The 18,539-nt window shown below is 35.4% G+C and carries 18 protein-coding genes; 13 read left to right on the top strand and 5 right to left on the bottom strand.

The features are described 5' to 3' along the window. Window positions 1-173 precede the first annotated feature (173 nt). On the top strand, window positions 174-365 hold the full coding sequence (locus tag ACFTQ7_RS13880) for a hypothetical protein (protein ID WP_386829430.1): 192 nt from the start codon (window positions 174-176) through the stop codon (window positions 363-365). A gap of 186 nt (window positions 366-551) precedes the next feature. Here ACFTQ7_RS13880 and ACFTQ7_RS13875 read toward each other — a convergent pair whose 3' ends face one another. After that, on the bottom strand, window positions 552-803 hold the full coding sequence (locus ACFTQ7_RS13875; protein WP_386829428.1) for a hypothetical protein: 252 nt from the start codon (window positions 801-803) through the stop codon (window positions 552-554). 154 nt (window positions 804-957) lie between these two features. Here ACFTQ7_RS13875 and ACFTQ7_RS13870 point away from each other — a divergent pair, with 154 nt between their 5' ends. Next, complete coding sequence (locus ACFTQ7_RS13870) at window positions 958-2,079, top strand: S-layer homology domain-containing protein (protein WP_386829427.1); 1,122 nt, start codon at window positions 958-960, stop codon at window positions 2,077-2,079. A 386-nt stretch (window positions 2,080-2,465) separates the two neighbouring features. Here the strand turns inward: ACFTQ7_RS13870 and ACFTQ7_RS13865 are convergent, their stop codons facing one another. Continuing rightward, window positions 2,466-2,930: a CotD family spore coat protein gene (locus ACFTQ7_RS13865; RefSeq protein WP_386829426.1), complete on the bottom strand. Its 465-nt coding sequence runs from the start codon at window positions 2,928-2,930 to the stop codon at window positions 2,466-2,468. 587 nt (window positions 2,931-3,517) lie between these two features. Between ACFTQ7_RS13865 and ACFTQ7_RS13860 the strand changes: the two genes are divergently transcribed. Together ACFTQ7_RS13860 and ACFTQ7_RS13855 are read left to right on the top strand one after the other, a co-directional pair. Continuing rightward, on the top strand, window positions 3,518-4,873 hold the full coding sequence (locus tag ACFTQ7_RS13860) for a YjiH family protein (protein WP_386829435.1): 1,356 nt from the start codon (window positions 3,518-3,520) through the stop codon (window positions 4,871-4,873). 179 nt (window positions 4,874-5,052) lie between these two features. Then, window positions 5,053-5,610: a hypothetical protein gene (locus tag ACFTQ7_RS13855; protein WP_386829425.1), complete on the top strand. Its 558-nt coding sequence runs from the start codon at window positions 5,053-5,055 to the stop codon at window positions 5,608-5,610. Window positions 5,611-5,689: 79 nt separating this feature from the next. Here ACFTQ7_RS13855 and ACFTQ7_RS13850 read toward each other — a convergent pair whose 3' ends face one another. From ACFTQ7_RS13850 to ACFTQ7_RS13840, 3 genes are read right to left on the bottom strand one after another with little or no spacing between them, the layout of a single operon-like run. After that, window positions 5,690-6,370 carry a hypothetical protein gene (locus ACFTQ7_RS13850; protein ID WP_386829424.1) on the bottom strand — a complete coding sequence of 227 codons (681 nt, stop codon included), beginning with the start codon at window positions 6,368-6,370 and terminating at the stop codon, window positions 5,690-5,692. After that, window positions 6,367-7,233: an ABC transporter ATP-binding protein gene (locus ACFTQ7_RS13845; protein ID WP_386829422.1), complete on the bottom strand. Its 867-nt coding sequence runs from the start codon at window positions 7,231-7,233 to the stop codon at window positions 6,367-6,369. Before ACFTQ7_RS13845 ends, ACFTQ7_RS13850 begins: the two co-directional genes overlap by 4 nt. Before the next feature lie 3 nt (window positions 7,234-7,236). After that, window positions 7,237-7,596, bottom strand: coding sequence for a GntR family transcriptional regulator (locus ACFTQ7_RS13840; protein ID WP_386829420.1), 360 nt, complete (start codon window positions 7,594-7,596; stop codon window positions 7,237-7,239). Between the two features lie 276 nt (window positions 7,597-7,872). On the opposite strand from ACFTQ7_RS13840, the gene queF reads away from it, so the two are divergent. The 9 genes from queF to ACFTQ7_RS13795 all read left to right on the top strand — a co-directional run bounded on the left by queF (window position 7,873) and on the right by ACFTQ7_RS13795 (window position 18,537). Continuing rightward, on the top strand, window positions 7,873-8,373 hold the full coding sequence (gene queF, locus ACFTQ7_RS13835; protein WP_386829419.1) for a preQ(1) synthase: 501 nt from the start codon (window positions 7,873-7,875) through the stop codon (window positions 8,371-8,373). Further along, entirely contained in the window at window positions 8,373-9,005 is a 633-nt protein-coding gene (locus ACFTQ7_RS13830; RefSeq protein ID WP_386829417.1) for a queuosine precursor transporter, read from the top strand. Before queF ends, ACFTQ7_RS13830 begins: the two co-directional genes overlap by 1 nt. A 203-nt stretch (window positions 9,006-9,208) precedes the next feature. Next, complete coding sequence (locus ACFTQ7_RS13825; protein ID WP_386829416.1) at window positions 9,209-9,460, top strand: phage holin; 252 nt, start codon at window positions 9,209-9,211, stop codon at window positions 9,458-9,460. A 97-nt stretch (window positions 9,461-9,557) separates the two neighbouring features. Then, entirely contained in the window at window positions 9,558-11,663 is a 2,106-nt protein-coding gene (locus tag ACFTQ7_RS13820) for a DUF2339 domain-containing protein (protein WP_386829415.1), read from the top strand. A 747-nt stretch (window positions 11,664-12,410) separates the two neighbouring features. Continuing rightward, window positions 12,411-12,860: a type IV pilus modification PilV family protein gene (locus ACFTQ7_RS13815; protein ID WP_386829413.1), complete on the top strand. Its 450-nt coding sequence runs from the start codon at window positions 12,411-12,413 to the stop codon at window positions 12,858-12,860. A gap of 17 nt (window positions 12,861-12,877) precedes the next feature. Further along, complete coding sequence (locus ACFTQ7_RS13810) at window positions 12,878-13,324, top strand: type II secretion system protein (RefSeq protein WP_386829412.1); 447 nt, start codon at window positions 12,878-12,880, stop codon at window positions 13,322-13,324. Beyond that, the gene (locus ACFTQ7_RS13805) at window positions 13,325-14,857 is read left to right on the top strand and encodes a pilus assembly PilX N-terminal domain-containing protein (protein WP_386829411.1); all 1,533 of its coding nucleotides are present in this window, start codon (window positions 13,325-13,327) and stop codon (window positions 14,855-14,857) included. 617 nt (window positions 14,858-15,474) lie between these two features. After that, entirely contained in the window at window positions 15,475-16,848 is a 1,374-nt protein-coding gene (locus ACFTQ7_RS13800; protein WP_386829410.1) for a VanW family protein, read from the top strand. A gap of 18 nt (window positions 16,849-16,866) precedes the next feature. Beyond that, on the top strand, window positions 16,867-18,537 hold the full coding sequence (locus ACFTQ7_RS13795; protein ID WP_386829408.1) for a GspE/PulE family protein: 1,671 nt from the start codon (window positions 16,867-16,869) through the stop codon (window positions 18,535-18,537). Window positions 18,538-18,539 lie beyond the last annotated feature (2 nt).

The raw sequence follows: 18,539 nt of genomic DNA, 5'->3' as shown, positions 1-18,539 counted from the left end.
TTCTTATTGATTGGTGTAGGAACCTCAATAATACACGATTTCGCGTACGATGTTTTTATTTTTCTAAAGTGTTCAACTTGATTCTACTATTCGCCTTTTTTTTCTTTTTCAGAAAAAAAGAACCTGTAGAAGCTTCTTTAAAGTATTATAAATTTACATGTGTGATTAATTTCTTGATTTTTTTCGCGACAATTCCAGTAGCGTTTTTAATCGTTGCTATGTCATCAGGTAACGGAGAATACGGGATGATTGCTTCTCTTTTTCCATTTTTAATCATCAGTGGTTTACCATTACTATTCTTCATTTGGTCACTAATAGATTTAATTATTTTACAAAAAAAAGAAATGAATAGATACATAGACTGATGAAAGATGCATTCAACAACCATTTTTGCGATAGGGAAGTCAATTTTATTAAAAGTCAAGAGGTAAAGTAATTCGCTTGTTACATCAGTATTCTTTATGGAATGTGCAACATTATAACGAATAATTTTAAGCTGAACTAATTTCCTCATTAGTTCAGCTTTTATTTGTGATTAGAACTAATGGTCCCTATGGTAGAACTCTCGAACCTTTTTCACCTTTCGAATTATCTAATTTCACCTCTTTCTTTAATCGTTCCACTTCAATTTGATATGCCATTTCAAAATCAATTTCACTAAAAGAGGAATTCAACAATTCATGCTCTTCCTCATAATCAAACTCCGTCGCCCTCTGGAAATGCCCTTTTCCCTGAAATACTTTCTTTTTCGGTTCGTAATGATCCTCTAATGTAACCAAATCTGTAGCTAATAAAACCTCCACCAGATTTTCATAAGGAATACGACTAAATTTATATGTATCGTCTTTCTCGAAAATATTCTATATTTCCATATTTTGCACTCTATATATATTTGTAGCAGTCATGTAAACTATGTCTATTGGTAAAATTTTAATAGAAGAAAGTAGGAGCAAACCAATGAAAGCACTATATGTTTTTTTATCTTCCCTTGTATTGTTTGGACTTATTTCTGTTTCGCCAGCAGAAGCAGCAGAAAAATCCATCGATATGTATTTTTTGGAGGATGTTGATTATGATCATTGGGCATACAATGAATTGGAACGCTTCTTGTATTCGGATATCATAGACGGATATGTGGAAACAGAATCGTTTGAAGAAGATGGAGAGGAATATGAATACACATCCGTCTCAATAAAACCAAAAAATTCGATTACTCGTGCTGAATTCACTAAAATTTTAGTGAATTCGATGAATTTACGTGCAGGTGAATCAGTTAAATCGTTCCCTGATGTAAAACCGGCGAATTGGTATTACGAGTATGTTAAGGTTGCTAGTAGCCAAGGCATTATCAATGGTAAACCAGACGGTACTTTCCGACCGAATGACAAGATTACTCGTAACGAAATGGCAGTCATGATTTACCGTGCATTCGATTCAAAGCTTGATTTTTCAGCAACAGGAAAAGTATTCCCAGATGTACCAAAGGGTAATTTCGCCTATGAAGCAGTTATGAAAACGTCAGCTGTAGGAATTATCAAAGGGTACGGAGATGTTTTCAAACCTTACAATGATGCAACTCGTGCTGAAGCTATCGTGATGATTGACCGTGCCTTGCATCTAGAGCCTGAAACAGATGGAGATCAACTTGCAATCATTCAAACAGTTGATCGTAACATTAAAGATGAGATGAAATTCACTGAACAACAAGACTTAAAAGCATTAGAAGCACTTTATCGTGAAACGACAATTGGTTACCAATTAGCTTATTCACTTGATAGTATGGGTATGGCAGGGATGTTTGAAGAAGCAGATGCTATATTCAAGATGGAACAGATTGGTGAATATGCGATCAATACTGTTTCTGTAAATAATCATTTTGCTCAAGTCCGCATTGATAACTTAGTATATAAAGTATCTTTGACAGCGCCAGATATGTCTTTTAACATGAAAATCGACTTATCAGGAACTGCTCATCTTAAGAAAAGTGATGATGGTAAATGGAAAATTTATAACGTTGTTCTTGATGAAGATGACTATGGACAAGATTGGAAAGAAACATTAGAAACTGAGATCAACTAAGAACAAAAAAGCGTAAGGGATTCTCTGAACTGCCCCGTAAAAGTTAGACATCAATCTAACTTTTACGGGGTTTTTTTTATGGCAAAAGTAAATGCCGAACAACGATTCAAGCAGTCCATCGATACTTAAATGGAGATGAATCTATGATTGAAATCGTGGAAGAATCGGAGTGACAGATAGGGTTGTAAGTGAATGGGTTCGCCGTTATTAAAAAATGGTGTAGAGACTTTCTTAATGTCCTAGTAGGAATGTTAAGCAGCAAAAAATAAAATGTACACTACTAAAATTGGAATTTAGTAATGTACATTTTTATAATAAGCGTAACATTATAAACAAGTTATGATGTAAGAAACCATCATGTACAGAGTAACCTCATCGCCTCTATTTTAATAGCCCATCTGATGGTGGCACGGCATATGCTGCTGATGGTGATGTTGATGATGATGCCCCATGTGATGATGATGCCCCATATGGTGGTGATGACCCATATGATGGTGATGGTGCCCCATGTGGTGATGGTGATGATGTGGCATATGGCAAGGCTCAGGTGGCATTTCGCAAAGCGTATGAGTTTCACAACATTCATCCACTACGCACTCTGTGCAAGGGAAATGATACTGATGATCAATTATATGTTTATTAACTGTTGTTACATGTGCTGGCTGTACATGTGGTACAACTGTATGGATGTAATTTGTGCGTACATATTCCTCTGGTGGACAACAATGTGGCGGCTCATATTGAGTTGGACATGTAAGTGGTGGACAACAATGCGGGCCTTTTGCATGATGATGGTGATGCATATGCTGCATGTGATGCATATGCTGCATATGTTGCATATGTCTTTCCATGGTAAAACCTCCTGTTTTGATAAGTTGTGGTTCATAATTAACATATGAGATAAATGACGATATGGTCTATTTGTATGCCTATTAAGGGCTGGTTAAATCTCTTAGGCAATCAAAATAGGTATGATTAATGGAGAGTTTCACCAAATTTCAACTTCTTTCAGACATCGTCAGCCACTGTAAAATTGAGCTTTGTTAAAAAGTAATGATACAAAAAGAATTGCAGATATTATTAGAAGAGAATAATAATAATATTAAATTATAGATTGAATAAAAATGCATTTTGTTGTAGAATTAACCGATGTATCGTAGGTTTACGATATTTTTTAGCTCATAAAAATGAATGATAGTGATTATTCTAAAAAACTTTATGCATTGAGAATTTAAATTATAAAAAAGTAGTGTTTGGGCATTCCTTTATTACTTTTTAAAGGAATGTTCTTTATTTGATCATTCATTAACTACTCGGAAATGCCAGATTGATGAATGCAATACTTTATACAGATATACATTTCTTGGCGGTTTTAAAGTACCTAACAAGCTTGATGTATAAAACTTCGAAAAAACCTAAAGAAATGAGGCTTTAAATGATGAAAAAATATCCTACTTCTTCCTACTTTTTCTTCATAATTCCGTCTCTTATTGGTGTACTATTATTTATGACACCAGTCTTAACGGAAGATGGATGGAAAGTTCCGATTGCTATTTTAGCAAATTTATTAGCAGGTTTTGTTGCACCTATTATTAGTTACTTTACTATAATCATTTTTGCGATTTCGGCAATTGGTTCACTCATTGCCAAATTTGTTCCTCAGAATAATACAAAGGAATCTAGTATTTTATATACATTATTTTATGTAAATTGGTTTTGGACAATTATAAGAGTCATTGGATTAGTATTTGCCTCAATGGTCGTGTTTAATTTTGGACCATCCGCGATTAATAATGAAAATACGGGTGGATTATTAATGAACCCTGACGGTGGTTTAGTAACATTTTTATTTACGATTTTCTTATTTGCAGGCCTACTATTACCGTTTTTAACAAACTTCGGATTGCTTGAATTTTTCGGAACGATGATGGTAAAAATCATGCGTCCGCTCTTTAAAAGCCCAGGTCGTTCATCAGTTGATGCACTTACATCGTGGGTTGGTGATGGAACAATTGGTGTTCTTATGACGAGCAAGCAATATGAAATGGGGAACTATACGAAAAAAGAGTCAGCCATTATTGCAACGAGCTTTTCTGTAGTATCCATCACATTCTGTATCGTAGTATTAGATACAGTGCATTTGTCACGCTATTTTATTCCATATTACTTAACGGTTGTACTTTGCGGTCTCGTGTTAGCGATCGTTATGCCGCGAATTTTTCCGCTTGCTAATAAAGAAGACACTTATATAGACGGTACACCAGTAGATTTATCACGTGAGGAATTACCTGAAGGCTATAATTCTGTGTCTCATGGCTTAGAAAATGCATTAGCCGTTGCACATGCAAATCGTGATCCACGTCAATTTTTGAAAGATGGGTTTAGAAATGTCTTGGATTTATGGATTGGTGTAGCGCCAATCGTTATGGCATTTGGTACGGTTGCTTTAATGCTTGCTGAATTCACTAATATTTTTGCGTTTTTAGGAAAACCGTTTGAACCTATTTTAACAGTACTTGGTTTACCAGAAGCAGCTGAGGCAGCGCAAACGATGGTTGTTGGCTTTGCTGACATGTTTTTACCTTCAATTTTAGGAGCTGGAATTGAAGCTGAAACGACACGATTTGTGATTGCTGTCGTTTCTGTTACACAGCTTATTTATATGTCTGAAGTCGGTGGCCTTATTTTAGGTACAAAAATTCCACTGAAATTTTTAGATCTAGTAGTTATTTTCTTAATACGTACGATTATTTCACTACCAATCGCAGCATTAGTTGCGCATTTACTTTTCTAGATTTATAAGGCAATTGTTCGCATTTTACTAGTGCGAACAATTGCTTTTTTCTTTATTAAAGTACGCGCGAGAAAGGAGAATATCTATAAAAAGGAAATCAGTGAACAAAATATAGCTTGCACATAAATTCATTGAGTTGGGAAAAACTACGTTTAAAGTGATGATACTGAGGTGATAAAATGGACAGAATTTTTTCTCTCTGCTTAAGTTCTTGTTATTTGTTATTTTCTCAACCTAGTGATGCCTATATAAAAGACTCACCTAGTTCTTATGAAGAAGTCTATCCTGAAATAGGCTATAAAACGGTTGAAGGAGCTGCCTACGATTTTGAACGGCACTTTCATCAAGGACTAAAGCTACCACTTCGAGTACCTCCAATTAGTTTTACGCATCATTTTGGTCGGTTTAATGATCTAGATGGTGACATGAACGATTTTTTTGAAGTTACACTTGTTAATAATCAACTACCTGAACATCATTATAAAATAACGGTTCGACCTATTCAGTATAAGTTTCCAGTTAAAAAGGAAAGTGTAGTAAAGACTTTCGTATTGAAAAAGGGAACGACTTCAATCTATATGGAAATCTCGGGTTTTAATGTACTTGCTTTCGAAAGAGAAGATTGGCAATATATGCTGTGGATTGATAAAAGGGTTTCAAATAAGGTGACACCTGAAGTGTTAGTTGACATTGCTAATTCCATTGACTATACAACGCTAGAGGATGAACGTGGTTAATTCAGCTGGAAAATGCCAAGACCTATAGTTTTTGGTCTTGGCATCATTTTCTTTTTGAAAGTATGCCGAATAGCAATAATTATGCTGGATTGACAGAAGTATTTCTGATCGCCATTGTTATGATAGAGTAGAGTAATATACTAAAAACTAATAAACCACTTAATAGAGCGAAGCTAGATATATTTGATAGTAGGTCAAACAGAGGAGTATACCATCTGAAAATGATTGTAACAATCGGAATTAATACGAGTAATCCTATAAAACTGTAACCGCCAAGAGTTCCTAAGCGATAAAAGACGATATTCAATAAAAGGCCGGAAGTTAGGAAGAAGAGCAGTAGAACAGTATCCAATGTCATCGTTTGTAAAAATGATGGGGAATTATTAAAAAGTAAAATAGGATGAATAATGAATATGTTAGAAACGTTAGTAAGTATTTTTTGTGTACAGCCAATTATGAAGGCGCCTACTAAGCTCCAACAGATGAAAAAGAGCCCTACATTAAACATAAATTGCAAGCGACTTAAACCAAGCCTTAAAAAATAGGATAGGGTTTTATTTAGTAACTTTGCAGCCATGATACTGGAGAAGATATAAACAGGTATAGAAATCATAATGTAAAAATTATAAATATACAGGTCAAAAAAAGTATCTAAGAAAAACGACAATAGGACGATCAAAAATAAAATGCACCAAAAAGTTATAATTTGTTTTTTGTAGCTTTGAAATAATACATACAAGCTTCCCTTTACTGTATTCATTTAATAGCCCTCTCTTTCTGCTGTTTACTTAAATACACTAACATATCCTGTAATGAAACAGGTTCAAGCATAATATTCTGTCCTTCAATGGATTGACCATCAGTGAAGACAATTGCAGTTAGCTCCTGCATAAACGTATGCTTATAAATAATTTTCAGACCACTAATTGCCTGCTCAACATCAGAAGGATTACCTTTTACTGCAACAATATGCTTATGCCATTCCTCCGCAGTTTTCTGAAGCATTAATTGTCCTTCGTGTAAAATAAGTATTTCCTCAAATAGCTTACTTGCTTCATCAATTAAATGTGTAGACAATATAAAGAGTCTTGGATTGTCGGTTTGTTGTTCAATCAATAAATCATAAAAAGTATTTCGGGCAGCTACATCGAGTCCGATATAAGGTTCATCAAAGATTGTAATCCCTGCGTTACTCGCAAAGCCTGTAATAATGCCTAACGCAGACAACATTCCTTTTGATAAACTGCGAACCTTATCTTTTGGATTTAGAGCAAAAACTTCTAGTAGCTCCATTGCGAGCTCTCCATCCCATTTTGGATAAAAGAAGCTATTTGCCTTTAACGTTTGTGCAATTGTCATTTCCTCTTGAAAGTTTCCATTCTCTGCAACAAAACAAATATCACGTAAAGTTAAAGGTACATTGAAAACATTTTCTCCATTGATTGATATGTTTCCTTTAGTTGTTGAAATAAGTCCGGATAATAAATTTAAGAATGTTGTTTTACCAGCGCCATTATGACCCAAAAATCCAATGATTTTTGGTCCCTCAATTGTAAAAGAGATATTTTTTAAAGCTTCCTTATGTCTATATGATTTACTAACATTTTTCACTTCGATTTTCATACGTTAACCCCTCTGTAACATATTTTGTAATTCTTTATCTGAGATACCTAATCTTATTGCTTCTTTCTTTAACGGCTCTATATGTTGCGTAAAAAAATTTTCCTTACGCTCTGCAATTAATATTTCACGAGCGTCAGTACTCACAAACATGCCGACGCCACGTTTTTTATAAATTACGCCTTTGTCCACTAATTCGTTCACGCCCTTTCCAGCTGTTGCAGGATTAATTTGATATTCCTTTGCGAATTCATTTGTGGATGGAATGCGATCTTCGGGTTGTAGGAGTCCATCTAAAATTCCATCCTCTATTCGTTCGCGTATTTGTTGGAAAATGGGCTTTTCATTGTTTAAAGAGTGAATCACAATCCACCTCCTTATGTTGATTGGTTAATTACTTGTGTAACTAACCATACAACGTTAGAGTATTTTTGTCAATTCCATATTGTGAAAAAATTAGTTGACGGAGTGCGTTCATTAAGTTAATATAACTAGCGAATAAGAAAGAGGTTCATAGCGCATACCCTCTATAAAAAACTATGGATGACGTCATCTACGCCATATCCGAAAATGCGGATATGGCGATTTTTTTTTATTTGGTTTCACGCAATGGACTTCTCACAATTTGAGGAGGCATTTTTTATGGCAGGAAGAAATGAAGAACAAGGTTTACAGGATTTAACACTCCTTGGGAACCAAAATACAAAGTATTTATTTGAATACTCACCGGAAATACTTGAAGCAGTCGATAATTTGCATACGAAAAACGATTTTTTTGTAAAATTTAATTGCCCGGAATTCACGAGTCTATGTCCGATGACGGGGCAGCCTGACTTTGCAACAATGTATATTTCTTTTATTCCAGATAAAAAGCTAGTCGAGAGTAAATCATTAAAGCTATATTTATTTAGTTTCCGTAATCATGGGGACTTTCATGAGGATTGTGTCAACATCATTATGAATGATTTAATTAAGCTGATTGAGCCGCGCTATATTGAAGTATGGGGTAAGTTTACGCCTCGTGGTGGCTTGTCCATTGATCCTTGGTGTAACTATGGCCGACCAGGCACAAAATATGAAAAAATGGTGGAGCATCGTTTGATGAACCACGATATGTATCCTGAAAAGGTGGATAATCGCTGATGCTTTACTATTTAAATGGATTGTTTGTTGGCTTTTTAATTTTAGCTAATGTTTTAGCTGTTAAAGTGTTTAGTATAGGCGAATGGATGGTGCTTCCAGCCGCAGCGATTTTAATTATTTTTACGTATCCCCTTATTGATGTAATTTGCGAGGTCTATGGTAAGGAAGCGGGTGGTCGCACGGTTAGAACAGGGCTTATTGCTCAAGTGTTTGCGGTATTCTTTATCGCTATAGCCATTGAACTACCACCTGCACAAGCCTTTGTTCATCAGCAGGAGTTTGAGACAATTCTCGGCGGCAGTATGCGTGTCATTATGGCAAGTCTTATAGCCTATTCGGTCAGTGTTAACTTGGATGTAGTGATATTTAGTAAATTTAAAGAAAAGCATGGAGACGGAAAGCTTTGGCTTCGAAACAATGCTTCTACGATGCTAAGCCAACTCATCGATACGGCATTATTTGTTACGATAGCCTTTTTTGGAATAATGCCATTTAAGGTGTTACTGACATTATTTATCACACAGTATATATTTAAATTTTTGGCCTCCATTGTTGCAACACCACTTGTTTATGGGTTAGTTTACGTTGCACGGAAATTTGATAAACATAAAGGCATCGAGCCATCTCAGTAATGAGATGGCTTTTTTAACATTCCGTTCTTTAAATTACCCGATGGAAGAGAGGAACATAATTTTTCTGTCGAAGGTTAATAGTGCTCCCGTAATCGAATAGTATTTAATAACACCTCCTTTATCCACGGTTATAGCTCCATTTTTGCATATGTGTACGTTTCGGTCGAGCATATACTGTGGATGAGAAGGGGAGGTGAGCAATTATGAGAATTAACTGGAAGATCCGTTTTCAGCATAAACCATTTTTATTAGCGCTTTTTTCGTTGATTGTATTACTCGCACAGCAAGTAGCAGCTATTTTTGGTTATGATTTAACGAGTGCGATGAGTGAGCAGGCAATAACTATCTTAAATACCGTATTATCAATTTTCGCTTTATTAGGAGTTGTCGTAGATCCTACAACGCGGGGAACCAGTGATAGTCAACGTGCTTTAATGTATAGAAGACCTAGATAAAAAGGGTGGAAATAAATTAAAAGTGTAATTTTACATTTTGGATAAATGTGTTATAATGATAAAAAATTGATAAAGATAAAGTAGGGAGGACGATTGAATGTCGCTTGAAATGGAGCAGAGGGTTGCCAAGCTCGAGCAGGAAATGATGGATTTACGGCAGGAATTAGAAGGCTTAAAACGTCAGCAACCTGTTGGAAAATCAAATGCCTTGAGTGCTAGGCAATCCATGGTTGATCAATTTGCACCAAAACCAGCGCAAATCCTAAAGCCAAATTCAAACTTGGAACCAAAGCCGAAAATAATGACAAATCCAGAAGAAAAGGTGCAGCCACAGCGAACATTGGAAGAACGTATTATGTGGGCACTTCCAAAATTATTTATGGTCATTTTAGTGATGGGGGTACTTTGGGGACTTAAGCTTGTGAGTGATTATGGCTATTTAGCGAATGAGGTTAAAATTATCCTTGCCTACGTATTATCTCTTGCCTTAGCAGTAATAGCTTATGTGTTAGAGCGTAAAAAAACAGGATCACCGGCTATAACAATTTCTTTATACGGTGGTGCATTTATTGTTGGGATATTAACAACAGCCGCAAGTGCGATATTGTATGAAATCATAGGTTTAACGATGGCACTTGTTATTGCTGTTGTTTATATCGGCTACGGTATTGTTATTAGCTATTTAAAGAAAAATGAAGTACTAACAATATTTGTAGCGTTTACATCATTATTACTACCATATTTACTAGAATATATGGATTTTAGTCCTGTTATCATCTTAATCTATGTGGTTATGCTATTTATGATGTTGCAATTTGTCATTCTTCAACACAAGCAGAAGTTGGCATTCTATCTAGCAACCTTTTTCTCTTTGCTAGCTGTCAGCATTATAGCGTTTATGAACCATGACAACCGAGTTGTTTTTGCAATAGGATTCCTTGTTGTTCTAACTATTTATTACACGAGTTGGTGCCGATTATATAACGCAGAGTCTAAATTGAAAAATATTCATGTCGGACTCCAGTTCAGTCTAGGAACTTTTAGTTTATTACTCCTGAACTTTATTATTAGACCAATTGAATATAGCGAAGCACTATTACTCATAGTAGTCAGCTTGTTTGCAGCTGTAGCGGGTTATGGCTATAAGCAAAAATGGCAGGAGGCATTTGATAGTGCCGTAACACTCGCATTTATTACACTATGTAATACGCTACTAGTTATGAATTTACCAGGGGGAGTAGATCAATTGCTCTTCCCGTTCATCACCTTTACAGGCGTTATGATGAGTTTACGATTACGAGCAAGTATGATGAAGGTTGTCGGCTCATTTTCATTTACAATTACACTCGCTTTAAACTTTATTATTCATGAGCCGACACCATTCTTCAGCATAGATCATATTAGCTTAATAATGCCGGGAATATATCTCCTAATTATTTATGTATATGCGAGACGTCCAAAAGAGACACTGACATCCTTCGAAAAGTTTATGAAGGAAATATATGTGATTGATATTTTAGCAGTTATTACGGCTGGTTATTTCTTAGCCTATATCGGAAAGCTGGATGAATTGTACTTTGCAAGTGTTGGTAATATCCCGCATCTAACGTGTTTAATCCTCGCTTTACTTTTCGCGGGATCACTTTTAGTACCAACAAAATACAAAGGGCGTGCATTAACGCCAGTCCTTGGTGGATTTTTCGTTCTCTTCACCGTAATGCTTGAAATTATTCCGTACAATATGCAAGGTGTCGAGTGGCTAAATATAGTAACAAGAATCGTGTATATTGCTGTAATCGTAGCAATTATGATTGATGTACTGATGAAGGGTCGCATTTATCAAATCTATCAAGAGCAAGCAGAGAAACTTCTAGACCAAGTTGTAAGTGCAGGCGTTGTGCTTACGATGATATCGGTTTGGGGTCTTATACATCAACTTTCCTATAATAGTTTGCTTGATTGGAAACTAAGCATTGCCTTTTCAACGATCACATTATTCCTGACAGCCAGTATTTCACTATGGCTTAGTACCGTGCGTAACTTACAGACATTACGCCTAACAGGTTTTGTTATTTTAGTGATTGCGTTTATTAAGCTTATATTCTTTGATTTATCCGCCCTAGACTTATTAATACGAGCTGTCCTGTTTATTTTGATAGGTGGGATTGGTTTGCTGTTGTCGGGTAGGTTGTTGAAGAAATAAATAAATAATATATATCTAAAGTATGGAGTTACACTAAAACAACATTAAAACCGTTTACCTTTATTTTATGGTAAACGGTTTTTTTATATCTAATCGCTTTATATGATCATTTAAACTTAGCTTGATCTACATATTTTAGGAATTGAAAAATTTAAAAATAAATACAAATTCATACGAAAAAGTAGTGTTGTAAATGATGTTTATATATGAAATAGTATAATTAGCACAGAAAATATTCAATTAATAGGAAGGTTTAATTACTATAAGTACTATTGTTTTAGTGTTTAAGTCTAATGTGTTTTTAACTTCTTTCAGCGGGTGTCCAAACGCCTGCTAAACAGAGGAACTCGCCACGTCCTGTGGCAATTTATCTGTGCGAAAGCAAAGCGACAGCAACACGGTTTTAACTGTGCGAAAGCGAAGCGACAGCAACACGGTTTTAACTGTGCGAAAGCGAAGCGACAGCAACACGGTTTTAACTGTGCGAAAGCGAAGCGACAGCAACAAGAACAACAACACACGACTGAATGACCAACATCACGTTGGCCCAAATCCTCCGGCGGATGTCACGGAATCGGAGAGGAGTGCTTAGGGGATGTTAGCCGCTGTCGCTACGTTAGCACTGCGCTTTCGCACAAAAAACATCTGCAGGAAAAAGCGCAAAGCCGATTCCAGACGTGATTATGCCGAGGCATAATTGATTAACTTACATTACTAAAAAGTATGATCAGCATAAGGAGGGAGAAAATGAAGCGTCAAAATAGAAAATTATTTAAGAATCAAGGGGGATTCTCTTTAATTGAGGTTGTTGCTTCCTTAGTTATAATAACTATCATTTTATTATCCTTTTTCGGCTTACTCATTCAATCGAATAAAACCGGAAAAAGCTCTGAACAAATTATTGATGCTACCTATTTAGCGCAAAAGGAAATGGAGAAAATGTATAACTACTTTAAATCTACCACGATCGAAACTTGGGAATCTAATTTTCCGTACTTAGCTGAAAAGGATGAAGTGAATTCAACAGGTAATATCACTCGGTATAAAGTGACACCCTCTAATGCTAAAAATAAGGAAATCATAATAGTGAATGCTGAAGATATATCGCATGATAATACCGTTAGGATTACTATCGAAGTTTATGATTCAAGAGGGGCGACATTAAAAGCGAAAATGCAAAATATCTTTAGCTTGTAAGAAAAGAGGTGGTTCATATGTCTAAATTCCAAAATGAGAGAGGCGTAACCTTACTAGAAGTTTTGGCTGTTACTGTAATAGCTACGATTGTATCTATTGTTCTTATGTCTATCTTAACGAACAGTAAGACTACAAGTGATAAACAAATGAAATCGACTATTCAATTATCTGACACAACTTATATTTTGAAAGTTGTTACTAAAGATACGCGTAAATCTACGGAAATTCATAAAAAGGCTTTAGATGAGTATACAGAATATACACTAATTAATAATCAAAATAATAAAAAATATACTTATGTATACCACCAAAAGGATCAGACGATTACGAGAAATGATGAAATGATTGCAGCGAATGTGCTTGATTTTAACATTGAAGATAAACGGAGTCATGTAATTATTGATATTACAACGCCAGATAGTAAGCCTTTTTCATCAACAATCTATTTTAGGGGAGGCAGCTAAATGTTTAAGAATCTAAAACAAGAAAATGGCTATTCATTACTTTTAGTAACTTTGACAATCGCTTTTATCTCAGTTCTTGGAATTACGCTTTTAACACTTACTGCTAATTCATTAAAGATGTCTGCTAATGAGCGAGATGACCAATCTGTTTTTTACATTGCGGAAGGTGGCTTAAACAGTACAAAAAGTAAAGTAGAACAATTAGTTAAAATTACATACGATGAAAATAGAAAAAAATTCAATAAGCTACCTCCTGATAAAAGAAAGCCGGAAAAATTTAAGTCAGATTTTATAGAAGCATTTGAAAGTAGCTTAGAAAAAATCTTTGAAAAGAATCAATCAACATATGCTGATACAGTAACTTTTGATGAACAATTTAATGAAAAAACTTTTGCAAATGTAACAGTTGTTCAAGAAAGTACTGAACAATTACAATATAAAATAACGTCCGTTGGTAATATTGGCAAGAAAACGAGAACAGTAGCACAGACAATTACAATCGATTTAGGGAGCGGAACGGGCTCTGGTTTTTCAAATTCCGCTGCTATCCACGCAATAAAAAACATCGAACTTGGAGGCGGTAAACTTAATGGGGATGTTGTTTCTGAAAGTGGAAAAATTAATATTACACAAGAGAGTGCTAAAATTACTGGTAAGATCGGAACAACTCCAGATAAGTTTTCGAAGCCGAGCTGGATGAATGTTACTAATGAGATTATAGGGAATGTTGCATTTCCGAAGGAAGTATTACCACCTTTCCCGGATAATGAATTTACTAGTTTAAGCACAAGACCGTATACAGAGTCGGTACAAGTTACCATTGGTGGTAATAAAACTGAATTAACGTTACAAAATAATTCAATTAAGATTGATGGTGGAGGAAATGGACACATAAATGGGTATCAAAACTTTAGTGGTACGCTCCCACTTACTCAAAATATGTACTTGAAAACGCTTACGGTTTCTTCGGACAGAACGTTAACTATAGATGTAGGTGATTCAGACAAAAATTTATATATAGATAACTTTGACTTCTCTCAAGGGCATTTAAATATTATGGGAAGTGGTAGATTAACTTTGTATATTATGGATACCTTTAATTTAAAGGGAGATTCGAGTATGAATAATACAGGGGACATAGGGCAATTAAGTGTATATTATACAGGCACTTCGTTAATGGATTTTACTGGTGATACAAAAACAAAAGCTTCTATATATGCCAAATCAGCTGATATAAAAATAAATGGTTCGGGTAGCGTACAAGGAAATCTATATGCAGGTGGATCAAATATCACTATTGAAGGAGGGTCTTATAATCACAACCTATATATTTATGCCCCCGACGCAAAAGTTACAATGGGAGGATCAGGAGAAGTTATAGGAGGAATAATGGCTTATACAGTAAATACGAGTGGAGGGTCAACTGTTACTTACAAACCAAAAACGATTGAAGATACAATATCAAATGGTGGTTTAGTATTTGAAGAAAATAATAATTTAACAATTTCTAATAGTATGCTTGAAGTAGAATAAAGATCACGGAGCATGAAGAGGTTATTTAGAATCCGACATTCTGACTTTTATACAATAGAATACTAAGCTTGTCTTCTTAGTAATGACATTATTTTTACAACTATATAGTTAGCTTTAGAGAAGCTTATAATGCTGTCTATGACGATTGTTGGATGGGGTTCCTATTGCGTGTGAGAAAGTAATAGAAAAGGGTTATTTAGAATGTCTGGAATGAATTCAGATTTTCTAAATAACCCTTATTTTAATATTGGTTAAAAACTTGGTGAGAATAAAAAAGAGGGTGCTATTTGAATTTAAAATGCAACCTTTCAATTGAACCTGAAATTAATAGTCTTTTCTATCTAGGGTGGTTGATTCAATCTGTATGCATCGAAAGTTTTATGGAGATATATGCCCTTGTTTTGTAGTCCATAAAACACATTAACAACATTTCAATGGTAAATACAATTTCATACTTACAAAAGATAAGTTCACTAAATTTTAACTGTTTTTAGGACGAAAGACTCATTTTTAAATATAGTTTGTATTGTATTGTAAAAATATGAATAAAAAGTAATTGTTTTATATGAGTAAATAGACATTCTTTTTCTTACTATATTTGTAAAGGTGATGAGGCTATGAAATTATATTTGAAGTTAGGCGCAATGGTAGCTGTTCTAATCATCTTATTAACAGTCTGGGTACCTAATATGATCGTAGATAGTGCACTGGCTAAAGGTGTTGAATCTACAATCGGAGGAATATCGGTTAAGGATTTAGAGGGTGATGGTATTGAATATGCTTTACAAGAGGCTATTAATATTTGGCGAGACGCTCCTGTTAGCGTAGAAGGAGCCAATATTACGATTTCACTGGATCCAAAATTATTTGTATTTGATGTAGAGAGTTCTATAGCTGAATATCATAGTTTAACAGACAAGTCTTGGCTTGCTTTCTGGAAGCAAGAACAAGCGATACATATACCCTTACATGTGGAAGTAGATGATCAAGTGAAGAAGCAGCTTGAGTCTATTGGTGTATGGGAGGTTGAAAAAACTTTAAATACGATTATCACCGAAGCTTCCAATTTAAAAACTCACGAAGTCGCTGCAACAGTTGCAGATACTAATTTAATAGAATCGGACCGTTTAGCTCTATCAATTGAGGAAATCCCTACAAATGCAATGGGTGTTGAAAAATTAGCGAATACAGTAAATGATTCTATTGTTTTACCGAATGAGCCGTTTTCTTTTTTAACAATGATAGAAGAAAAATATGAAGAATCAGATAGTGAAGCGATTAATTTCGTCGCCTCTATGCTTTATCATGTTGCTCTTCAAACCGAATATGAGATTTCAGAGAGACATTCCCAAGGAGAGAAGCCAAATTATTTACAACAAGGTCTGGATGCGAAAGTAAACCAAGCGTTAGATAAAGATTTGCAATTTATAAACCGGTCGGATCAACCGAATAAATTAAAACTGACAGTAGAAGGTGATTCTTTAAAAGTGGAATTATTAGCTCAAAAGAAAGAAAAAGAAATCACTGTTCGAGTTAGTAAAGATAAGATCATACAACCACGGGTCATTATTCGCTATTCTAAAGACTTACCAGTAGGCAGCGAAGAGGTTATTCAAAAAGGTCAAGAAGGGGTACGGGTCGAAGTTTATCGTTCGATTTTAGAAAATGGTAACTCCACGGAGGAACTAGTCAGCCGTGACTATTATCCACCCGTTAATAAAATCATTGTGAAATCTTCAAGACAGCCTGTTGTTCCAGAAAACGGTAGTGGAACGGATAAGGTAAATTCTAATGATCCAGACTTACAAATGGATTTAGATGGAGATGGATTACCGGATACACAATATGAAAATAAAAAATCCGACAATAGTGCTACAAAAACGAATAAAGATACATCTGCAAATACGAACACCTCAAAAGACCCGAATGACCCTGAAATTGTATACGGTTATTACGATAAAGGTGGGAATTTTATACAAACAAGCCCGTAAAGAGAGGAGCAAACGCAAATGGTCGTAAAAACTGGACGAAAGCGCTTAGGTGATTTACTTGTCGAATCTGGTGTTATTACAAATGTGCAATTAGAATTTGCTCTTACAAATAAAACAAAAGAAGAGAAATTGGGAGATTTTCTTATAAAAGAAAATATTCTAACCGAGCAACAGTTAATCGAAGTACTAGAGTTTCAGCTAGGAATCCCACACATTCATTTGAATCAATATTCTATCAGCCCGGATTTACTTCAGCTTGTTCCGGCTGAACTCGCTAAACGAACAAATATTATTCCAATCCGTCGTGAAAAAAATAAACTGTTTATCGCGATGGCTGACCCGATGGATTATTTTGCAATTGAAGAAGTACGTATGGCGACGGGCTGCCAAATCGAAACGAGTATTGCGGCTAAGGATGATTTATATCGTACGCTAACGAAATACTATGATTTGCAAGAATCTATGGAAGCTGCATTGCTCGATATAGGTGCAACAGTTGCTGAAACACAAGAGGAAATTGAACGAGAGGATTCTCCAATTGTTCGCCTAGTTAATCAGATCATTGCTAATGGAGTTGCCCAACGTGCGAGCGATATCCACTTTGACCCGCAAGAGACGGAGTTAAGGGTTCGTTATCGAGTGGATGGCGTTTTGAGAACAGAGCGTTCGTTACCGAAACATATGCAAAATATAGTATTAGCCCGTATTAAAATTATGGGGAATTTAAATATTACGGAAAATCGAATTCCTCAAGATGGACGCATTAAAACGAATGTTAATTTCAGACCAGTAGATATTCGACTTTCCACACTTCCAACTGTTTATGGAGAAAAAGTTGTAATGCGTATTTTAGACTTAAGTAGTGTTGCCAATTCTATTGACAAGCTTGGTTTTACAGAGCAAAACGAGGCCCTTTTCCGAAACATGATTGCCAATCCGAATGGGATTCTGCTCATTACCGGCCCTACAGGATCAGGGAAATCATCAACATTATATGCTGCCTTAACTAACTTGAATGAAGAGGGTGTCAACATTATTACAGTTGAGGATCCGGTTGAATATCAGCTTGATGGGATAAACCAAATTCAAGTGAAGGAAGAAGTAGGCTTAACTTTTGCAACTGGATTACGCTCAATTTTGCGTCAAGACCCAGATATTGTAATGATAGGTGAAGTTAGGGATTTTGAAACGGCGCAAATAGCAGTACGTGCCTCGTTAACAGGGCATTTAGTTTTAAGTACTTTACATACAAATAGTGCAGTCGAGTCGATTTCTCGACTTCAGGATATGGGGGTAGAGCCATTTTTATTATCCTCCTCACTAGTAGGAATTATGGCACAGCGCTTAGTACGAAGAATTTGTCGAGATTGTGGAGAAGACTATACTTTTACTAATCATGAATTGGAAATAATGCATAAGAACGGTATTGAAGGAGTTACACATGGTAGAAGAGGAAGAGGCTGTCCTTCGTGTAATCAAACAGGGTATCGCGGACGGATGGCTATTCATGAAATTTTACCAATCGATCGCAATATTAAAGAAATGATTTTAAGTCGAAGTAGCGATAGTGCGATCCGTGATTATATGAAACAAGAAGGCTATTACACATTACTAGTAGATGGGTTGTTAAAAGTAGTAGAAGGACAAACAACCACTTCAGAAGTATTGCGTGTAGCAAATGCAGATTAGGA

The organism is Lysinibacillus sp. NPDC056959, assembly GCF_042674095.1.
GTDB lineage: Bacteria > Bacillota > Bacilli > Bacillales_A > Planococcaceae > Lysinibacillus > Lysinibacillus zambalensis.
The sequence above is the reverse complement of the archived record's forward strand: the minus strand, read 5'-3'. Positions and strand labels throughout refer to the sequence as shown.

What these genes read in the sequence shown, in the direction of transcription:
- ACFTQ7_RS13850 (WP_386829424.1), bottom strand. Translation starts at nt 6,370, where the DNA reads ATGAATACAGTAAAGGGAAGCTTGTATGTATTATTTCAAAGCTACAAA.
- ACFTQ7_RS13800 (WP_386829410.1), top strand. Translation starts at nt 15,475, where the DNA reads ATGAAATTATATTTGAAGTTAGGCGCAATGGTAGCTGTTCTAATCATC.
- ACFTQ7_RS13870 (WP_386829427.1), top strand. Translation starts at nt 958, where the DNA reads ATGAAAGCACTATATGTTTTTTTATCTTCCCTTGTATTGTTTGGACTT.
- ACFTQ7_RS13845 (WP_386829422.1), bottom strand. Translation starts at nt 7,233, where the DNA reads ATGAAAATCGAAGTGAAAAATGTTAGTAAATCATATAGACATAAGGAA.
- ACFTQ7_RS13815 (WP_386829413.1), top strand. Translation starts at nt 12,411, where the DNA reads ATGAAGCGTCAAAATAGAAAATTATTTAAGAATCAAGGGGGATTCTCT.
- ACFTQ7_RS13860 (WP_386829435.1), top strand. Translation starts at nt 3,518, where the DNA reads ATGAAAAAATATCCTACTTCTTCCTACTTTTTCTTCATAATTCCGTCT.
- ACFTQ7_RS13810 (WP_386829412.1), top strand. Translation starts at nt 12,878, where the DNA reads ATGTCTAAATTCCAAAATGAGAGAGGCGTAACCTTACTAGAAGTTTTG.
- ACFTQ7_RS13865 (WP_386829426.1), bottom strand. Translation starts at nt 2,930, where the DNA reads ATGGAAAGACATATGCAACATATGCAGCATATGCATCACATGCAGCAT.
- ACFTQ7_RS13855 (WP_386829425.1), top strand. Translation starts at nt 5,053, where the DNA reads ATGGACAGAATTTTTTCTCTCTGCTTAAGTTCTTGTTATTTGTTATTT.
- ACFTQ7_RS13820 (WP_386829415.1), top strand. Translation starts at nt 9,558, where the DNA reads ATGTCGCTTGAAATGGAGCAGAGGGTTGCCAAGCTCGAGCAGGAAATG.
- ACFTQ7_RS13825 (WP_386829416.1), top strand. Translation starts at nt 9,209, where the DNA reads ATGAGAATTAACTGGAAGATCCGTTTTCAGCATAAACCATTTTTATTA.
- ACFTQ7_RS13795 (WP_386829408.1), top strand. Translation starts at nt 16,867, where the DNA reads ATGGTCGTAAAAACTGGACGAAAGCGCTTAGGTGATTTACTTGTCGAA.
- ACFTQ7_RS13805 (WP_386829411.1), top strand. Translation starts at nt 13,325, where the DNA reads ATGTTTAAGAATCTAAAACAAGAAAATGGCTATTCATTACTTTTAGTA.
- ACFTQ7_RS13830 (WP_386829417.1), top strand. Translation starts at nt 8,373, where the DNA reads ATGCTTTACTATTTAAATGGATTGTTTGTTGGCTTTTTAATTTTAGCT.
- queF (WP_386829419.1), top strand. Translation starts at nt 7,873, where the DNA reads ATGGCAGGAAGAAATGAAGAACAAGGTTTACAGGATTTAACACTCCTT.